General features: G+C 71.3%; 16 protein-coding genes and 1 riboswitch. Of the genes, 1 reads left to right on the forward strand and 15 read right to left on the reverse strand.

All coding sequences use genetic code 11. From position 1 onward, the window contains the following. Positions 1-211: 211 nt before the first annotated feature. Positions 212-592, reverse strand: a complete 381-nt coding sequence (locus tag ACFC8N_RS08345; RefSeq protein WP_362816616.1) for a metalloregulator ArsR/SmtB family transcription factor — start codon at positions 590-592, stop codon at positions 212-214. Positions 593-691: 99 nt separating this feature from the next. Beyond that, positions 692-881: riboswitch (cobalamin riboswitch) on the forward strand. A gap of 26 nt (positions 882-907) precedes the next feature. On the opposite strand from ACFC8N_RS08345, the gene ACFC8N_RS08350 reads away from it, so the two are divergent. After that, complete coding sequence (locus tag ACFC8N_RS08350; RefSeq protein ID WP_356019922.1) at positions 908-2,017, forward strand: HoxN/HupN/NixA family nickel/cobalt transporter; 1,110 nt, start codon at positions 908-910, stop codon at positions 2,015-2,017. Between the two features lie 34 nt (positions 2,018-2,051). Here ACFC8N_RS08350 and ACFC8N_RS08355 read toward each other — a convergent pair whose 3' ends face one another. From ACFC8N_RS08355 to ACFC8N_RS08420, 14 genes are all read right to left on the reverse strand, one after another. Continuing rightward, positions 2,052-2,990: an L-tyrosine/L-tryptophan isonitrile synthase family protein gene (locus ACFC8N_RS08355; protein WP_376287476.1), complete on the reverse strand. Its 939-nt coding sequence runs from the start codon at positions 2,988-2,990 to the stop codon at positions 2,052-2,054. Positions 2,991-3,122: 132 nt separating this feature from the next. Continuing rightward, the gene (locus ACFC8N_RS08360; RefSeq protein ID WP_376287478.1) at positions 3,123-4,385 is read right to left on the reverse strand and encodes a cytochrome P450; all 1,263 of its coding nucleotides are present in this window, start codon (positions 4,383-4,385) and stop codon (positions 3,123-3,125) included. Positions 4,386-4,396: 11 nt separating this feature from the next. Then, positions 4,397-6,223: an asparagine synthase (glutamine-hydrolyzing) gene (gene asnB / locus ACFC8N_RS08365; RefSeq protein WP_362816622.1), complete on the reverse strand. Its 1,827-nt coding sequence runs from the start codon at positions 6,221-6,223 to the stop codon at positions 4,397-4,399. A 16-nt stretch (positions 6,224-6,239) separates the two neighbouring features. After that, entirely contained in the window at positions 6,240-7,694 is a 1,455-nt protein-coding gene (locus tag ACFC8N_RS08370) for an MFS transporter (RefSeq protein ID WP_362816624.1), read from the reverse strand. Between the two features lie 150 nt (positions 7,695-7,844). After that, entirely contained in the window at positions 7,845-8,660 is an 816-nt protein-coding gene (locus ACFC8N_RS08375) for an ABC transporter ATP-binding protein (RefSeq protein ID WP_376287480.1), read from the reverse strand. After that, on the reverse strand, positions 8,657-9,727 hold the full coding sequence (locus ACFC8N_RS08380; protein ID WP_376287482.1) for a FecCD family ABC transporter permease: 1,071 nt from the start codon (positions 9,725-9,727) through the stop codon (positions 8,657-8,659). Before ACFC8N_RS08380 ends, ACFC8N_RS08375 begins: the two co-directional genes overlap by 4 nt. A 2-nt stretch (positions 9,728-9,729) precedes the next feature. Beyond that, positions 9,730-10,818: an ABC transporter substrate-binding protein gene (locus tag ACFC8N_RS08385; protein ID WP_376287484.1), complete on the reverse strand. Its 1,089-nt coding sequence runs from the start codon at positions 10,816-10,818 to the stop codon at positions 9,730-9,732. A 193-nt stretch (positions 10,819-11,011) separates the two neighbouring features. Then, positions 11,012-11,626 (reverse strand): sigma-70 family RNA polymerase sigma factor, encoded by a 615-nt coding sequence (locus ACFC8N_RS08390; protein WP_362816631.1) that lies wholly within the window; start codon positions 11,624-11,626, stop codon positions 11,012-11,014. 168 nt (positions 11,627-11,794) lie between these two features. Then, positions 11,795-12,454: a hypothetical protein gene (locus tag ACFC8N_RS08395; RefSeq protein WP_376287486.1), complete on the reverse strand. Its 660-nt coding sequence runs from the start codon at positions 12,452-12,454 to the stop codon at positions 11,795-11,797. Positions 12,455-12,671: 217 nt separating this feature from the next. Then, positions 12,672-13,193 (reverse strand): copper chaperone PCu(A)C, encoded by a 522-nt coding sequence (locus ACFC8N_RS08400; RefSeq protein ID WP_356019944.1) that lies wholly within the window; start codon positions 13,191-13,193, stop codon positions 12,672-12,674. Then, positions 13,190-15,445 carry a heavy metal translocating P-type ATPase gene (locus tag ACFC8N_RS08405; protein ID WP_376287488.1) on the reverse strand — a complete coding sequence of 752 codons (2,256 nt, stop codon included), beginning with the start codon at positions 15,443-15,445 and terminating at the stop codon, positions 13,190-13,192. Before ACFC8N_RS08405 ends, ACFC8N_RS08400 begins: the two co-directional genes overlap by 4 nt. Then, positions 15,445-15,687 carry a hypothetical protein gene (locus ACFC8N_RS08410; protein ID WP_356019947.1) on the reverse strand — a complete coding sequence of 81 codons (243 nt, stop codon included), beginning with the start codon at positions 15,685-15,687 and terminating at the stop codon, positions 15,445-15,447. Before ACFC8N_RS08410 ends, ACFC8N_RS08405 begins: the two co-directional genes overlap by 1 nt. 203 nt (positions 15,688-15,890) lie before the next feature. Beyond that, positions 15,891-16,631 (reverse strand): YcnI family protein, encoded by a 741-nt coding sequence (locus ACFC8N_RS08415; RefSeq protein ID WP_362816638.1) that lies wholly within the window; start codon positions 16,629-16,631, stop codon positions 15,891-15,893. A 37-nt stretch (positions 16,632-16,668) separates the two neighbouring features. Continuing rightward, positions 16,669-17,253, reverse strand: coding sequence for a hypothetical protein (locus tag ACFC8N_RS08420; RefSeq protein ID WP_376287490.1), 585 nt, complete (start codon positions 17,251-17,253; stop codon positions 16,669-16,671). Between the last annotated feature and the right edge of the window lie 543 nt (positions 17,254-17,796).

Here is a 17,796-nt window from a genome sequence, read left to right on the forward strand (position 1 = left end):
GGCCCTCAGGCTCTTCGGGGACCTGGGCATACGAGTAGGCCCCTGAGAGGCTTTCTGCTTTAAGGAAGAGGCAGTTCAAGCACACTCTCCTGACCAACAAGTTCTACTGCACTCGCGACCGCGCCCTGCTGACCGACGTCCGCAACGCTTCCCGTGGACTCGCCTTCGGCCGAGAGCCCCTCGCGCTGCACCATCTCGGTCGAGTGCCCGGTCAGGGGACCGCGGGAACGTGCCCTCCAGGGTCGGACGCGCAGTGTCGCAGCAGCGCGGAAACCGGTCCGTCGACGAGTCGGTAGCGCACGACCCGGCCGTCCTTCTCGCCCTCGACGATGCCTGCGGTGCGCAGGAGGCGCAGGGCCTGGGAGACGGCGGTGTCCCGCATCCCGGTGGCAACGGCGAGGTCGGACACGGCGATGGGGCCGGCCTCGTGAAGGGCGAGCAGCAGGGACAGGCGTCGGGGATCGGAGAGCAGGGAGAAGCGGTCGGCCCAGGCGCGTACGTGCTCGGGCTCGCCGACGGCGGCGATGGCGTCGCAGACTCGATGGCCGTCGATGGTGCGCTGCCCGGCACGTTCCGCGGGGACGAGATGCATGGAGGCATCATCGCAGCCAACGTTTCACCCTCCATACCCCTCTATATCTGCTCTATATCTGCTCAGATATGCAGCCTTGCAGCTGACACGGGCCGCCTTCTAGGCTGAGCAGGCCGTGGTGTTCGGGAAGACCGGTGACAGCCCCCAGGGGCTCAGCCCGGAGCGGCCCTCGCCACTGTGATCGGGGAGTTCCCGCCCCATGCATTGCCACTGGTCTCGCGGCCGGGAAGGCAGGGGCGGGCGCGGTGACCCGTCAGCCAGGAGACCGGCCACGGCAGCACGAAGCAGATCCACGAGGTGCTGGAGCGTGACCGTATGACCCTGTCCGAAGGCGTGCCCGAAACCGACGCCGCCCCTTCCTTCCGATGGCGCCGCGAGGACACCGTCCGAACCGTCGGCCTCATGACCGTGATCGTCGCTCTGCACGTGGTCGCCTTCGGAATCCTCTTCCTGCTCGTGGTCCCGCACCACTACGAGGTCGGCACCAAGGCGTTCGGTGTCGGGCTGGGCATCACCGCTTACACCCTCGGCATGCGGCACGCCTTCGACGCCGACCACATCGCCGCCATCGACAACACCACCCGCAAGCTGATGGCCGACGGCAAACGTCCGGTGTCGGTGGGCTTCTGGTTCGCGCTCGGCCACTCCAGCGTGGTGGTCGTCATGGCCGCGCTGGTCGCCGGGGGCGCCAAGCTCGCCGGCACCCTGATGAACGACGGCTCCCGAACCCACCAGGTCCTCGGCACCGTCGGCACCACGGTCTCCGGCAGCTTCCTGTACCTCATCGCCGCCCTCAACCTCGTCGCGCTGTTCGGCATCATGCGCGTCTTCAAGGCCATGCGCGCCGGACGCTACGACGAGGCGGAGCTGGAGGCCCACTTGGACTCGCGCGGCTTCATGAACCGCCTCCTGGGCCGGTTCACCAAGTCGATCCGCCGACCGGGTCAGATGTTCCCTCTCGGCTTCCTCTTCGGCATCGGCTTCGACACCTCGACCGAGGTTCTGCTCCTCGCCCTGGCCGGCAACGGCGCCGCCGCCGGCCTGCCCTGGTACGCGGTTCTGTGCCTGCCCCTCCTCTTCGCGGCGGGTATGAGCCTGTTCGACACACTCGACGGCACCTTCATGAACTTCGCCTACCAATGGGCGTTCTCCAACCCGGTGCGCAAGGTGTTCTACAACCTCACCATCACCGGCCTGTCCATCGCGGTGGCCTTCTTCGTCGGCACGATCGAGCTGGTCGGCGTGCTGCACGACAAGCTGGGCCTGAGCGATGACGTGTCCGGCTGGATCGCGGGCCTGGACCTGGACAACGTCGGCTACGTGATCGCCGGCCTGTTCGTGGTCGTCTGGGCCGTGGCCGTCGCCTACTGGCGTCTGGCCAAGGTCGAGGAGCGCTGGAACACCCGCGCCGCGGACACCGGCTGACGGCACGGTGGCCGTCGCCGCGACCCCGGCCTGATCAATCGTGCTCGAAGTGGCTGGGCCTGCCGTCGCGTCGGACAAGCCGGCCCAGCCGAGCCGCCGTCGCCCGGGGCACGAGCGTCCAGGTGCCGTCGGCTCGGTGGAGTGCGGCGGAGTGCCAGGGGGTGGTCCAGGCGTCGGGGGCGTCAAGGAGGCGGATGCCGAATTTCGGCGCGCCGACGGGTTGCGGGTGGATCGAGAGGCGCACGGCGTGGGGGTGGTGCTCGGCGATCAGGTCGCCCCAGGCGCGGCTGCGCTGGATGACGCCGTAGGCGCGCTGCCGGCAGGCGCGCTGCAGGGCGGAGCGGGTGCCGGTCCAGTCGGCGGTGTCCTCGACGAGGAAGCGCGTGATGCCCCGGTAGAGGGCGAGGGTCTGGTCGTCGGTACGGGCCTCGGCGCGCAGAGCGTCCAGCGCGGGGGCGTGGCGGTCGTGGACGTGGGCGCGTTTCGTGTCGTGCGGGAGGTCGCCGAGGATGTCGCGCAGGTCGAAGACGGACAGTCTGTCCAGGCCCAGTCGGGCTATCTGTATGCGCAGGTCGTCGGCGTACGCGTCGATGTGGTGGTCGGGGACGTGAACGAGGTCGCCGAAGACGTGGCCGTCGGAGCAGATGATCACGCGCGCGCCGGGCGGGTAGATCCTCTCGATCTCGGTGCACAGGACGTTCAGGAACGTCAGGGAGAGGCGTTCACCCTGGTCGGGGAGGTGACCGAGGACCTTGGCGGGGTTGGGGGACTTACAGGGGAAGGCGGGCAGGGTGAAGACGATGGGCGCGCCCTCACGTACGAACTCGGCGATGCGGCGCAGCTGATGGGGGAACGCTTCCGCAGGGGCGGGAACGGGGGCCGGATCGGTCGTGCGGTGATGCGGCAGGAGCAGGTTGAGGATCTCGGTGCCGATGCGGGTGGGGAGGGCGTCTGACGCGGTCGTCAGGGGCATGTCGTTCCTCCTGGAGTACGAGGGCATGTCGACATGGCGCCGTGGCGGGAATGCGTCCCACGGCGCCAGTGGTCAGCGGGTGTGAGTCAGCCGAGGCCGGTGTGGCCGGACCCGGTCAGCGATACGTCGATGTCAGAAGCGTCGGACGTAGCGCACGGGCAGGCTGTTCGTGCCGCGGCCGAGGACGGCGGGGATCCACTCGATGTCCTCGGCCTTGATGGCGAGATGCAGGCCGGGCAGCCGCGTGAGCAGGGTGCCCAGGGCGGTCCGGAGTTCGGCGCGGGCGAGGGCCGCGCCGGGGCAGAAGTGGATGCCGTGGCCGAAGGCGAGGTGGGGGTTCGGGGTCCGGTCGAGGTCGAGGGTGTCGGGGCCGGGGAAGCGGCGCGGGTCGCGGTTGGCGGCGCACAGGGACACGATCACGGAGTCGCCGGCCGGGACCTCGGTGCCGTGCAGGTCGCTGTCCTTGTCGAAGAAGCGCCAGGTGGTCAGTTCGAAGGCACTGTCGTAACGGAGGAGTTCCTCGACCGCGCGCGGCAGCAGGTCCGGTTCGTCGCGGAGCCGGGCCAGCTGGTCCGGGTTGCGGAAGAGGGCGATCAGGGACGTGGTGATCTGGTTGGTGACCGGTTCCTGGCCGGCGACAAGGAGCTGGAAGATCATCGAGTCCAGCTCTTCCTGGGACAGTTCACGGCGGTCTCGGGCCACGACGAGACGGCTGAGGAGGTCGTCGTCCCGGTGTTCGCGCTTGTGGGCGACGACGTCGGCGATGTAGCTCTGCAGGCCGTGCAGCCGCGCCTCGTACAGCGGGCGTCCGGGGTCGGTGGGGCCGACCGGCTGGACGACCTTGCCCCAGTCGCGGTCGAAGCGAGCCGCCAGATCCTGTGGAAGCCCGATGACCTCGGCGAGGACCTGGAAGGGGAAGTGGGCGGCGAAGTCGGTGACGAGGTCGGCCGGGCCGGTTTCGGGCAGGGCGTCGACCAGCGCATCCGCCAGTTCCTGGAACCGGGGGCGCAGGCTCTCGACACGACGTGGAGTGAAGGCGTCGGTGACGAAGCGCCGCATACGCGTGTGCTTGGGCGGGTCCTGGTGGAGGAGGTGGACCTGGAGCTGGGAGTGCTGGGGCTCGGGCATGATCGAGGCGCGGGCGCGCCAGCGGTCGTTGCCGCGGTCGTGGTTCTTGCCCAGGCGCTCGTCGTTCAGCGCGGCGTGGGCGGCGTCGTAGCCGGTGACGAGCCAGGCCTGCACCCCGCTGGGGAAGAGCACGCGGTGGACCGGGCCGGTCTCACGCATCTGCTCGTACAGGGGGTAGGGGTCGGCCTTGTACGGGCAGCCCATCAGCGGGACCGGATCGGGCAGGACGTCCGGATCGGTGCCGGGTATCGGTTCCTGGATGGTCATGCGGAGGCTCCTCAGAGGGCGAGTTCGGGCCGGTGGTGGTCCAGCCACAGGGCAAGGTCGACGACACGTTCGAGGCGCAGGCGGTGGCCCCACTCCAGCCGGTCGGGCGGGGTGTCCAGACAGGGCTTGATCCGGGTCTCGTCGGCCAGCGCCCGGACCTGTTCGGTGGCGAGCGCGTCGCGGGCCATGTCCTGCAAGCCGCGGTTGTAGTCGGGGTGGTGGGTGGCCGGGTAGTGGTTCTTGGGCCGGTACAGCACCGAGTCCGGGGCGAGGCCCGTGCCGACGGCGCGCAACAGGCTCTTCTCACGGCCGTCGAAGCTCTTCAGTGCCCAGGGCGTGGAGAAGGCGTACTCGACGAGCCGGTGGTCGCAGTACGGGACACGCACCTCCAGGCCCTGGGCCATGCTCAGCCGGTCCTTGCGGTGCAGGAGCTGGCGCAGCCAGCGGGTCAGGGACAGGTGCTGCATCTCGCGCTGCCGACGCTCGACGGGACTCTCGCCGTCGAGGTGCGGTACGGCGGCCAGGGCGCTGCGGTACGTGTCGTCGCGGAACTCTCCGATGTGCAGGTCCAGTTCGGGATTGAGCGGCATCGCGGCCTCGTCGCCGGTGACCAGCAGCCACGGGAAGGTCTGCGCGGCGAGCGCCTTGGGGTTGTGGAACCAGGGATAGCCGCCGAACACCTCGTCGGCCGCCTCGCCGGACAGGGCGACAGTGGAGTGCTGCCGTATCTCGCCGAAGAGCAGGTACAGCGAGGTGTCCATGTCGCCCACCCCGATCGGCGAGTCACGGGCCACGACGACCGCCTTGCGGTGCTCGGGGTCGAGCAGAGCACGCGGGTCGAGGACGACGGTGCTGTGGTCGGTGCCGATGAAGGCGCCGGCCTCGGTGGCGTACGGGGTGTCGTGACCGGTGCGCAGGACGTCGCCCGTGAACTGTTCGGCCTGGTCGCTGTAGTCGACGGCGTACGAGCGGATCCTCGCCTCCGTCCCCTCTCGCAGCCGTAGTTCGTCGGCGAGCAGCGCGGTCAGGACGGTGGAGTCGATGCCGCCGGAGAGCAGACTGCACAGCGGGACGTCGGCCTCCAGCTGGCTGCGGGCCGCCGCGCCGACCAGCGCACGGATCCGCTCCACGGTCGTTTCCTGATCGTCGCCGTGGTCCCTGGCCTCAAGCTGCCAGTAGCGGCGTTCGCGGACGCCGTGCCGGTCCAGGACGAGCTGCCCGCCCGGCTCCACCTCGCGCACTCCGGACCACACGGTCGGCCCGGTGTTGAACAGCAGGCTGTACGCCTCCCGCAGCCCGTCGGCATCCACCCTGGGCCGGATCTCGGGGTGGGCGAACAGGGCCTTGGGTTCGGAGGCGAAGGCCACACCGCCGTCGACGGCCGCCCAGAACAACGGCTTCACGCCGAGCCGGTCACGTACCAGCAGCAGCCGCTGCGCCCGCTCGTCCCAGACGGCGAAGGCGAACATGCCCTCCAGGTGGTCGGCAACGTCCTCGCCCCACTCCGCGTATGCCCGCAGCACCACCTCGGTGTCGCTGCGCGTGCGGAACAGATGGCCCCGGCCGCGCAGCTCGGCACGGAGTTCGTGGTGGTTGTAGACCTCGCCGCTGTAGGTGAGCACGATGTCCGGCTGCCCGGGACGATCCGGCATCGGCTGCACACCGCCTTCGAGGTCGATGACGGCCAGGCGACGATGGCCGATCGCGGCGCGTTCGCCGAGCCAGACACCTCGGGCGTCGGGGCCGCGGGGCGTGAGGGTGGCGGTCATGGCCTCGATGACCGGAGCCTGGGTGCGGGCGTCGTGGTGGAAGCTCGCCCAGCCGGTGATTCCGCACATACGGGTGACTCCTTGCTCAACGATGGGCGGCGGACGCCGCGTCGGTGGTCTTCTCCGGCACGGCGGCTGGGCGTCGGGCGGGCAGTGCCAGCAGAGGTACAGCGAGGCAAGCGGCGGTGGCGGCCACGGCGAGCCCGGCGTGCACGCCGTCGGCAGGTCCGGCAAGACCCCAGGCGGCGGTGGCCAGGGCCGGGCCCAGGGTGAAACCGAGGCTGCGGGCGAACTGGACGGTCGAGCCGACGGTCGCGGTCCACTCCGGCGGGGCGGCGCCCATGACCAGGGCCTGGGTCGGGCCGCCGTTCAGGCCCATGCCGAGGCCGGCCAGCCCCAGCCGCCAGGCGACGTCCAGCGGTGACCAGTCGCCGCCCAGCGGAACGAGGAGAACCAGCCCGGCGGCGATGAGAGCGGCACCGGTGACCGCTGTCGGACGGGCGCCGATGGGGGTACCCCCGCTTGAGCGGAGCCGAGAGTGGGGGAGGTCGGCGAGGCGTCCGCCGAGCGGTCCGGCCAGGCCCATACCGAGCGGGAAGGCGAGCACGGTGAGCCCGGTGGTGGTGGCGCTGACGCCGTCGTCACGCTGGAGGTGCAGGGCGACGACGTAGTGCATGGCGGCGAAGCCGGCCGCAAGGGCCAGTACCGCCCCGTGTGCCCGGAACAGCCCCGAGACACCCAGCACGCCGGTCACCGGACGCCCGCCCGGACCGCGCAGCCACCACCACAGCGGCGGGACTGCTGCGAGCGCGAGTACCAGCCACGCCGGCCGGTCCGAGGCCAGGGTCAGCGCCAGCAGCAGGGCCGCCACACCGGTGGCCACCAGGAGGGCGTCCCCTGCCGAGCGCCGATCGGGCCGGCGCAGCCCGCCGTCCCGCGGCATCGCACGCCAGGCCAGCACCAGGGCGAGCGCACAGAAGGGGATCTTGACGAGGAAGACGGCGTGCCAGCCCAGATGGTCCAGGAGCAGCCCGCCCACGGCCGGCCCGGTCACCGCCCCCAGCGGGCCCAGGGTCGCGGGCACGCTCATCGCCCGCCCTCGCTTCTCGGGCCGTACGGAGCGGATCGCGAGGACCGGCATCAGCACGAACAGCACCGCCCCGAAGGCGCCCTGCGCAATGCGCGCGGCGATCAGCCAGGCAGCCCAGGGAGCGGCGGCCGCCAGCGCGCTGCACAGTGCGAAGCCGGCGGTCGCGGCGAGTACGGCGGAGCGCATCCCCACGCCGTCCAGCCAGCGCCCGACCGGCAACAGCAGTGCGACGACGGGAAGCTGGTATCCGAGCACGGCCCACTGGGCGGTCGCTGCTGAGACGTGCAGGCCATCGGCGATGTCCGCGAGAGCCACGTTGACGATGTTCATGTCGAGCATCGCCACGAACGAGAGCATGCCCGCCACGGCCACCAGCAGCCAGCGGTCCTCACCGGCAGAGCCGTCGGGTATGCGCCCGGGCTGTTCCGAACCGTGTCTGTGGTCTGTCACCTTTCCGCCCTTCACCTTCGTGGGCGGGCTGCCGGAAGGCAGCCTCGTCCCACAAGTCGGGAGGGATCGCACGTGAGTTCCCGGACCTGTCCCAAAAACATGGCGGACAGGCTGGATTTGACCCCATCGATCAGTCGGGCCCCATCGCGTTCACGCGCCGGTGTGCGTCTCCACTGCCACAGCCGGCTCCGCGCCGGCGGGTGCCCGGTGGTCGAAGGCGATCAGGGGATCCCCGGTGAGGGGGTGGTCGACCACGGCCGCCCGCACCCCGAACACCTCCGCCATCAAGGAGGGCGTGAGAACCTCGCGCGGCGGGCCGGAGGCGACGACCGATCCGGTGTGCAGGACGTGGAGGCGGTCGCAGACGGAGGCGGCGGCGTTGAGGTCGTGCAGCGACACCAGGGTCGTACGGCGCTGCGCACGCAGCAGGGCGAGCAGTTCGACCTGGTGGCGGATGTCGAGGTGGTTGGTCGGCTCGTCGAGGACCAGGATGTCGGGGTTCTGGGCGAAGGCCCTTGCGAGCAGGACGCGTTGGCGTTCCCCTCCGGACAGGGCCGTGAACCGGCGCCCCGCCTGTTCGTCCATGCCGACGTCGGCCAAGGCGCGGGCGACGATGTCCCGGTCGGCGGCGTCCTCACCGGCGAAGGCTCGCTTGTAGGGGGTGCGGCCCATGGCGACGACCTCGCGCACACTCAGCTCGAAGTCGCTCCCCCGCTCCTGCGGGAGAGCGGCCACGTGCCGCGCCGACTCGACCGGGCTCAGCTCGCGCAGATCGGTGCCGGCCAGAAGTACTCGCCCGGCGGTGGGCTTCAGGTGCCGGTAGACGGTGCGCAGGAGGGTGGACTTGCCGCTGCCGTTCGGCCCGACGAGGCCGGTGATCTCGCCCTCGGCGGCGATCAAGCGGGCGCCCGCGACGACCGTACGGCCGGCGTAGGCGACGTGCAGGTCCTCGATGTCGAGCCTCAACTACCGCTCCCCAGGCGCCGGTCCAGCAGATACAGCAGGGCCGGAGCCCCGAGCAGCGAAGTGACCACGCCCACGGGCAGCTCCTGTGTGTCCATGGCCGTACGGCAGACGATGTCGACCACGACCAGGAGCACCGCCCCGAAGAGGGCCGAGACCGGCAGCAGGCGGCGGTGGTCACCGCCGACGACCAGGCGGCAGACGTGCGGCACCATCAGGGCGACGAAGGAGATCGCGCCGGAGACGGCGACCAGGACGCCGGTCAGCACGCTGGTGACGGTGAACAGTTCGCGGCGCAGCCGGGTGACGTCGATGCCGAGGCCGGCGGCCGTCTCGTCGCCCATCAGCAGGGCGTTCAGTCCGCGGGCGCGCGCCTGCAGCCAGAGCAGAGCGATGGGCACGGCGACGGCGGGGACCGCGAGCATCTGCCAGTTCGCACCGCTGAGGCTGCCCATGAGCCAGAACAGCACGCCGTGCGTCTGCTGCTCGTCCCCGGCCTGCAGCACCAGGTAGCTGGTGAAGCCGGACAGGAACTGGCCGATCGCCACCCCGGCCAGCACCAGCCGCAGCGGTGCGAAGCCCCCGCCGCGCCGGGCCACCGCCCACACCAGCACGAAAGTGGCCAGCGCCCCGGCGAAGGCCGCGCCGGACAGGCCCAGCCCCAGCGTCCCGCCCGCCCCGACACCGAGCACGATCGCGGCGACCGCACCGAGGGAGGCCCCGTTGGAGATCCCCAGCAGATACGGGTCCGCCAGCGGGTTGCGCACCAGCGCCTGTACGGCCGTACCGACGACACCGAGCCCGGCGCCGACGAGAGCGGCGAGCAGAGCGCGCGGAACGCGAAGTTGCCAGACGATCAAGTCGTTCGTGCCGGGCCGCGGCGCCTCACCGGACAGTCTGCGCCACACCACGCCCCACACCTCGCCGGGCGGAATGGACGTCGAGCCCCAGGCCACCGCGGCCGTCAGCGCGGCCAGCAGCACCACTGCGAGGACCGCCGCCAGCGGCGTCGCGGGCAGACTGCGCTCTTGTGAAGCTGAGGCTTTCCGGCGCACCAGCGTGGAGGGCATGGTCAGCCGACCTTGCCCGGATAGAGGGCCTTGGCGATCTCCTCGACCGTGTCGGCGTTCTCGACTCCCGCGATGGTCGTCTGTTCGGAGCCGACGCGCAGGAGGTGGCCTTCCTTCACCGCCTTGAGCCCCTTGGTCGCCGCGTCGGACTTCAGCCACTGTTCGGCCTCGTCGAACGCCTTCTTGTTCGCCGCCTCGCTGCCCCGGTCGCGGACCCCGAGCTGGATCCAGTCCGGGTTCTTGGCGATCACGTCCTCCCAGCCGACCTGCTTGTAGTCGCCGTCGCAGTCGGCGAAGACGTTGCGGGCCCCGGCCAGGGTGATCACCGCGTTGGCGACCTGGCGGTTGCAGGTGACGGAGGGCTGCTTGGTGCCGGCGTCGTAGTCGAAGAAGAAGTACGTCGGCCGCTTGTCCTCCGCCGTGCCGCCGACCGCCTTCTGGACGGCGTCCACCTTCTCCTTCATCCCGGCGACGAGTTCCTTCGCCCGCGCGCTCGTGCCGGTGACCGCGCCGAGGGAGGTGATGTCGGCCTCCACCGCGGACAGGTCGGTCACCGGGCTCTTGCTCTGTGCCGCGCAGGCGGTGGACTTCAGGTAGATGTGCTTGATTCCGGCGGCATGGAACTCCTCCGCCGTCGGCGCGTCCCCCATCCCACCACCGCCCATGCTGCCCATGGAGGCGAAGGTGTCGATGTACAGGTCGGCGCCGGAGCCGAGCAACTTCTCCTTCGGGATCACGGTCTGGCTCAGCACCTTCACCTTCTGCGCCTGCGTGCCGAGGGCGCCGGGCAAGGTGCCCTTGCCGGGCGGGAAGCCGGTGCCGATCACCTTGTCACCGGCACCGAGGCGCAGCAGCAGCTCCAGGCTGGAGGCGTTGCTGGTGACGATCTTCCTCGGAGCGGCGGAGAAGGTGGCCTTGGCACCCATGCAGTCGGTGACGGACACCGGGTAGGCGCCCGAGACGGAGTCCTTGGCCTTCCCCGCGCCCTCGCTTCCGGTGTCCGTGTTTCCGCGGTCCCCGCCGCCACAGCCCGCCGCCAGCAGGCCACCGAGCGCGACGGCCGCCGCAGAGCCCCACACACGAGAACGCATCGAACAACTCCCGGATCCACTCGGTACGCGGGCGAACCTCCGTCACCCGCTCCAGAAGTCGGGGCGAACGTCACGCGAGTTCCCGTGAGTTCCCGAAAAGCTGGCGGCACGGCTCAGGAGAACCGTTCCCAGGTGCGGACGAGGGTGTCGGTGCCGGGGTTTTCCCGGCCGGCGCCGACACCCTCCCGGAGCGTCAGGCCGCCAGCGCGGCGGGCCTCTCCGCCTCGTCGAGCAGGTCCATCAGGGCCGCCCGGGCGCGGGCCACGCGGGAGCGGACCGTGCCGACCGGGCAGTCGCTGATCTCGGCGGCCTCCGCGTAGGGCAGGCCGAGCAGCTGCGTGAGGATGAACGCCTCCCGCCGGTCATCGGGCAGCGAAGCCAGCAGATCGAGCAGTGCGATGCCGTCGTCGAAACCCGGCAGGTCGCACGGCTGAGCCAGCTCGATGGCCGTACACCAGTCCGGTACGTCCGACTGACGCGGCCGGGCTGCGGCGTAGCGGTAGCTGTCGATCACCGCGCGGCGGGCGATGGACAGCAGCCAGGCCCGGGCCGAGGAACGCCCCTCGAACCGGTGCAGGCTGCCGAGCGCCCGCAGGAAGGTGTCCTGGGCCAGATCGTCCGCAGCCTGGGGATCGCCGCAAAGGTGCGTGACGTAGCGCTGGACGTCGCGGTGCAGGGCGCCCACGAACTGCTCGACCGCGTCCGCGTCACCGCCGCGGGCGGCCAGCGCCCAGGCGGTGATCGATTCGTCGAGTGCTGCCGCTTTGTCGCTTTTGACGCGCGACGCGGGCAGGGCAGAGGTAATCACCTGGTGTCCTTCTAGGGTCAACCGTGATCCGGACCAACGGCCGGCAAAAGCGCGAGGTCCGGTGAAAGAGGGGAGACGGCCCTACGACGCGGTGGCGCTACAACGCCTGCGCGGTCGTACGGCCGTGGCCCGAGGCGCAGACGGGCAGCCTCGGGAAACCAGCTGTCCTCAGACGACAGCCGTCCCCACCGGCGGACCCCGAGAAGTGATCGCGTGGCCGAGAAGGAGCAGACGCGGCGCCCGGTCCGAGCGACGGCGCCGCAGGCGGACGCGCGGGCGGTGCGGGGTGACGGGTGAAGCGAACAGGAGTCGCAGCGGCGCCGCCAGCCATCCGGCCACCGCCCGCAGGATCCGGAAGGCAGCCCTCTCGCCGTACGCCAGCCACAACCCGCACAGCAGCGCGGCGAGCAGGTGAGCGGCGAGCATGCCGAACGACGACGAGCCGCCGTCCATGGAGTGCCCCATGTGTCCCGCGTGGCCCATCCGACCCGCGTGGTCCATGTGGCTCATGCCCGTGTGCCCCATGCCCATGGAGCCCATGCCGCTCATGTCCGCGGAGGCCGAACCGCCGGATGCCGACTGCGCGTAGGAGAACGCCTCGTGCAGCCCGGCCTGGGCGGCGACCACGGCCGTCACGATCAACGGCAGCCCGCGTTCACGCCCCGCCAGACACCAGCCGACGGCACCGGTGACGGCCACGCCTGCGGCCAGCGCCCACGCGGGCACGTCGCTCCCGGACATCAGGACGTGGCCCAGGGCGGCGAGCAGCACACAGACGGCCGCGAACACCGCGGCCCGAATCGTGCGAGCACACCACCCTGCTGTCATGGCGCCTCATCCTCGCATCCGGGCTTCGGCCGTCATGCGTGGGTACGGAAATCCACCGGGCACCGCACTCAGTACCCGGCCTGTGATCCAGACCACGACGCCGCGCCGGAACTGACGAGGGTTCCTACCCGACATCTCTCCGGGAAGCACTTTCCGGCCGCGGTTTTCCGGCAGCAGCGAACCCGGCAAGGCCGAACTGCCCTCGTGGGGCGGCTGATCAGGAGACTCCGTCGCCGGAGCGGATCACCACCGCGATCGTCCTGACCGGCGCGCTGCGCTCGAAGTGCAGCGTGAACGACACCAGGTCACCTGCCTGCCACCCAGCGCGCGCCCGCAGGGTCAGGTCCACGCCGTGCGGGGACATGGACAGCTCGCCACCGGCGGGGAGCGTCACCGAGTTCACGTCGGCCTTGTACGCGGCCCCGCTGTCGGTGGCGCGGTGACGGCTCAGGGTGATCTCTCCGCGCGTGTCGGTGGACGTCACCTTCACCAGTCGGTCGTCCGCGCCGCCGAGGTTGGAGACGTCGAAGAACGCCGCGGTCTCCGTGCTGCCGCCGTAGGGCAGGAACACCCGCCCGGACGTGACGGCGATCCGTGCCGGGCTGCCCGCCTTCCCGGCCCCGACCCAGGTGGTCAGGCCGCCCAGGGCGAGACTGCACGCGGCCACGGGCACGGCCGCGGCGAGCAGAGTGTCGGTCAGCCGGCGGCGCGACGGCCGCCAGGGGTTCTGCTCGGTCATCGGGTCTGCCTCCGGGCGGGCGAGGGCTGCCAGGCGCGCAGTCGCAGGCTGTTGCCGACCACCAGCAGCGAGCTGGCCGACATCGCGGCCGCGGCGAACATCGGGTCGAGCAGGCCGACCATGGCGAGCGGCACGGTGACGACGTTGTAGCCGAACGCCCACACGAGGTTAGCGCGGATGGTGCCCAGGGTGCGCCTGGCCAGCCGAACCGCGTCCGTGAGGGCCTCGATGTCGCCGCGCACCAGCGTCACGTCGGCCGCTCCGATGGCCACGTCGGTGCCGCTGCCCATGGCGATGCCGAGGTCGGCACCGGCGAGGGCGGCGGCGTCGTTGACCCCGTCGCCGATCACCGCGACCCGGTAGCCCTGCTCCTGCAGATCCCGTACGAGGTCGGCCTTGCCCTCGGGGGTGCAGCGGGCATGCACCTCGTCGATGCCCAGAGCCGACGCGACGGCCTGCGCGGGCGCCTCCCGGTCGCCCGTGGCGAGCACCGGTCGGACGCCGAGCCGCCGCAGGCGCTCCATGGCACGGTAGCTTCCGGGGCGTACGACGTCCCCGACCTCGATCAGGGCCTCGGCCACGCCGTCGACGCGGACCAGGACGGGTGTGTGGGCGGCGGCCTCGGCCCCGGACACGGCGTCCGCGAGGACCGTGGGCAAGTCATCGTCCGGCACGAGGACTTCGACCAGGCGGCCTTCGACCCGGCCGCGCACCCCCTGCCCCGGTGTGGCGCCGAACTCGGTCACGTCCGGCGTCGGCTGTCCCTGCGCGGCCCGTCCGGCATACGCGGCGACGGCTCGGCCCAGCGGGTGCTCCGAGCCCTGCTCGACAGCTCCGGCCAGCCGCAACACCGCCTCCTTCCCGAGCCCGCCGGGCACAGCGGTCACCCGGGCGACACTCATGTGGCCGGAGGTGAGAGTGCCGGTCTTGTCCGATACGACCGCGTCGATGTGCCGCAGCCCCTCCAGAGCCTGCGGCCCACTGACGAGCACGCCCAGCTGAGCACCCCGACCGGTCGCGGCCATCAGCGCGGTCGGGGTCGCCAGGCCGAGTGCGCAGGGGCAGGCGACGACGAGCACCGCCACGCACGCGGTGACGGCCGCCTGAGGATCGGCTCCGGCACCGAGCCAGAAGCCGAGCGCCGTGACGGCCAGCGCCAGCACGACGGGCACGAAGACGCCGGCCACCGAGTCGGCCATCCGCTGCGCCCGCGCCTTGCCCGCCTGTGCCTCGGTGACCAGGCGGGTGATCCGGGCGAGCTGGGTGTCGGCGCCGACGGCGGTGGCCCGGACGAGCAACAGGCCGCCGGCGTTGACGGCCCCGCCGACCACGGCCGAACCCGTACCCACTTCAACCGGCTCGCTCTCGCCGGTGACCAGGGACAGGTCCACGGCTGAGGCGCCCTCCACGACCACGCCGTCGGTGGCGACCCTCTCTCCGGGCCGTACGACGAAGACCTGTCCGGCGCCCAACTGCTCGATGGGAACCAGCTGTTCGACGCCGTCCTCGCGCACGGAGACTTCCTTGGCCGCGAGCTGGGCGAGCGACCTCAGCGCCGCCCCCGTTCCGCGCCGGGCACGCGCTTCCAGGAACCGGCCGGCCAGGACGAACAGCGGTACGCCGACGGCCGCTTCGAGGTAGATGTGCGCGGCGCCCTCCGAGGCGGAGGGCACGAGGGTGAACGGCATCCGCATCCCGGGCTCACCGGCACCGCCGAGGAAGAGCGCGTACGCCGACCAGGAGAAAGAGGCCACCACGCCCAGCGACACCAGGGTGTCCATGGTCGCCGCCGAGTGCCGCAGCCCGCGTACCGCCCGTACATGGAAGGGAAGGGAACCCCACACCGCGACGGGTGCCGCGAGCATGAGGCACAGCCACTGCCAGTTCCGGAACTGGAGGCCGGGCACCATCGACAGCACCAGCACCGGCAGCGCGAGGAGCGCGGTGATCACCAGCCGGTCGCGCTCCTGCCGGGCGCCCTCGCCCTCGGCGTCGTCCTCGCGCTTCTGTTTCCTGGGCGGCTCGGGGAGGGCGGCCGTATAGCCCGCCTTCTCGACGGCCGCGACGAGCTCCGCCGCACTGATCTGCGCCGGATGGCTCACCCGGGCCCGCCCGGTGGCCAGATTGACGGTCGCCGTGACCCCTTCGAGCTTGCCGAGCTTCTTCTCGACCCGCCTCACACAGGCCGCGCAGGTCATGCCGCCGACGGTCAGGTCGGTCGTGACGAGGGTGCCCACGGGTTCCGCTCCCATCAGTGGCCTCCCCCGTGCATGTCACCCATGTCGTCGGCGCCTCCGCCTCCACTGCCGTCGCCGCCGGGCCGTACCCCTGTGCCGTGCATACCGGGGGCGACGGGTCCGGCGGCGGCACCGACGGCATACGACACCGCGAACATCAGTGCCAGCAGGAGAAGGAACCCGCACAGGGCGGGCGGTGGGACCAGCTTCCGCAGCACCGCACCCGCGTTGGAGGAGGATTGCCGGGATTCGTCCATCAACCGCGTCTCCAGATCACGTCGTACGGCGCCGGCCGGATCGAGCCGTACCGCTTCAGGAGTCGGGCCACCGGACGCCCGAGTTCCGGAGCACACCTATGGCGCACGTCACGTAACGAACAACCGTGCTCTGGCGTCGCGCGTCGAAGGACGGGAGCCCTGCCGACGGTTTCCGGGTTCCGGCTGTCGGCAGGGCACCTGCGCTATTCGGCCCGGGATCCCGTGGAGCGGCCGCGCAGGACGGCGAACACGGCCGCTGCCAGGCCCAGCACGCCCACGACCAGCCCGCCGACGCCGAGGCCCCGGGCGGTCGAGTCGCTGCTCGAAGCGGTCGCCTTGGCGCTCGCGGAGCTCTTCGAGTTCGCCGGCGAGCCGGTCGAGGTGCTGCCGCTCTCGTCCGCGCCCTTGGCGGTGAGCTTGAGGACGGGCGCCGGGTTCTCCGGCTCCTGGCCGCCGGAGGGCGTCTCGATCCAGCGGACGGTCTTGCCGTCGGAGTACGTCTGAAGGGCCTTGAAGGTCAGCTGGTCGGTGTCGTCGGGCAGCTGCCCGAAGGCCACGTTGAAGTCCTCGTACTGGCCCGGCCCGATCTTGCCGCCGGTGAAGGTGATCTCGGAGACGGCGTCGGTGATGGTGCCGTCGTCGGTCTTCACGGGCGTCTTGAGCTTGGTGTTGGTGACCTGAGCGGTCCAGCCGTCCTGCGGGTGGACCAGCACACCGAGAACAGGGTGGTCGGTGGGCAGGAAGATCTGGACCCTGTTCGTGCCGGCGTTGTCCTCCTCGTCGGGCACGCGGAAGGTCAGCACGCCGTCGGTGGCGCCCTTGGCATAGCTGTCGGGGTGGACGGTGACGTGGGCGGAGGCGACGCCGGCGGCGGCGAGGAGTCCGGCGGCGGTCAGCGCGGTGACGGTGCCGGCACGGCGCAGGGCGATGCGGTTCGGGGACATGAGGTGATGAATCTCCGTACTGAGAGCGGATGTCGGGTCAGATCGCGTACGACATCCCCGTCGGCGGCCCCCGCCGGTGAACCGCATGCCTCAGCCGTACCTGTCGCACCGACCACGGTTCACCACCGGCCCGCCCCACGAGCCCCGGCGCGTCCGGCACGCTCCGCACCCCACCGGTCACCTGCCACCAGGCGACAAGCCCCGGTACGAACGCGACCGCCCACCGCAGCAGCGACCACAACGCGGCCTCACCGCGCCGCAGCCACCAGGTCAGCAGCACGGCCGCCCCGACATGGGCGGCGGTGGCGTGCGGCGTCAGCGCATGGCCATGGGCCATCCGCATGCCGTGCACAGCCATCGCGACGTGCTGTGGCCGCGCGGCGTGGAAGCCAAGGTGCAGCCCACCCTGGGCGGCCAGCGTCCCGACGCCTATGCCGGCCAGCGACCGCTCCCGACCGCCCAGCAGAAAGCCGGCCGCGAAGACCGACGCGAACGCGGCGACCTGCACCCACACCGGCGGTGCGGCACCCGTGGCCAGGGCATGCCCCCCGACGGCGAGCAGCACGCACAGCACAGCGAACACCGCCGCGCGCACGCTTCGCACCGCCCAGGACACACTCACGGCACCCGATGCCGCCACGCGACCGAGGGGCCTCACCGCCCCCTGTCTACGCACATGCATCACCGCCCACGAACTACCTGGTCATCGCCCCCCTCCTTAGGAGTCGGACGCACGTGCGGTCCAGTTCCCGGCCACCCCGGCGATATCGAAGCATCGGAAGCGGCCGGAGGAGCGCGAGCGCACCCGCAGCCCTCCGCGCCTCCGCACACGACGGGGCGCGCGTCCGCCACGTCCGCTTCGGGTATCCCGAGGGCAGCCCCCTGCGGCCCCCCGGACCGGTCCGGGCACCGGACGCCGCGACCTCATGTCCACGGAGGCGGAACACCATGACCGACGACTTCGGCCGGCGCGTCCAGATGAGCGCCGACCAGTTCTCGTCCCTGGTGGACGACGCAAAGGATCGATGATCCAATGATCATGCTCCTGAAGCGGGTGTCGCAGGTTCGAATCCTGCCGGGGGCACAAGGGAAAAGGCCACCCACGGACCTCCGCAGATGGCCTTTGACATCCACTTCTGACATCAACGCGGGCGGTCGCCCACGA

Source organism: Streptomyces sp. NPDC055966 (assembly GCF_042269865.1).
In the GTDB taxonomy this organism is placed as follows: domain Bacteria; phylum Actinomycetota; class Actinomycetes; order Streptomycetales; family Streptomycetaceae; genus Streptomyces.

Coding starts and splice junctions, on each gene's coding strand:
- ACFC8N_RS08415 (WP_362816638.1), bottom strand. CDS start 16,631: ATGTCCCCGAACCGCATCGCCCTGCGCCGTGCCGGCACCGTCACCGCG.
- ACFC8N_RS08410 (WP_356019947.1), bottom strand. CDS start 15,687: ATGGACGAATCCCGGCAATCCTCCTCCAACGCGGGTGCGGTGCTGCGG.
- ACFC8N_RS08360 (WP_376287478.1), bottom strand. CDS start 4,385: ATGACCATCCAGGAACCGATACCCGGCACCGATCCGGACGTCCTGCCC.
- ACFC8N_RS08395 (WP_376287486.1), bottom strand. CDS start 12,454: ATGACAGCAGGGTGGTGTGCTCGCACGATTCGGGCCGCGGTGTTCGCG.
- ACFC8N_RS08385 (WP_376287484.1), bottom strand. CDS start 10,818: ATGCGTTCTCGTGTGTGGGGCTCTGCGGCGGCCGTCGCGCTCGGTGGC.
- ACFC8N_RS08345 (WP_362816616.1), bottom strand. CDS start 592: ATGCATCTCGTCCCCGCGGAACGTGCCGGGCAGCGCACCATCGACGGC.
- asnB (WP_362816622.1), bottom strand. CDS start 6,223: ATGTGCGGAATCACCGGCTGGGCGAGCTTCCACCACGACGCCCGCACC.
- ACFC8N_RS08380 (WP_376287482.1), bottom strand. CDS start 9,727: ATGCCCTCCACGCTGGTGCGCCGGAAAGCCTCAGCTTCACAAGAGCGC.
- ACFC8N_RS08350 (WP_356019922.1), top strand. CDS start 908: ATGACCCTGTCCGAAGGCGTGCCCGAAACCGACGCCGCCCCTTCCTTC.
- ACFC8N_RS08355 (WP_376287476.1), bottom strand. CDS start 2,990: ATGCCCCTGACGACCGCGTCAGACGCCCTCCCCACCCGCATCGGCACC.
- ACFC8N_RS08405 (WP_376287488.1), bottom strand. CDS start 15,445: ATGGGAGCGGAACCCGTGGGCACCCTCGTCACGACCGACCTGACCGTC.
- ACFC8N_RS08400 (WP_356019944.1), bottom strand. CDS start 13,193: ATGACCGAGCAGAACCCCTGGCGGCCGTCGCGCCGCCGGCTGACCGAC.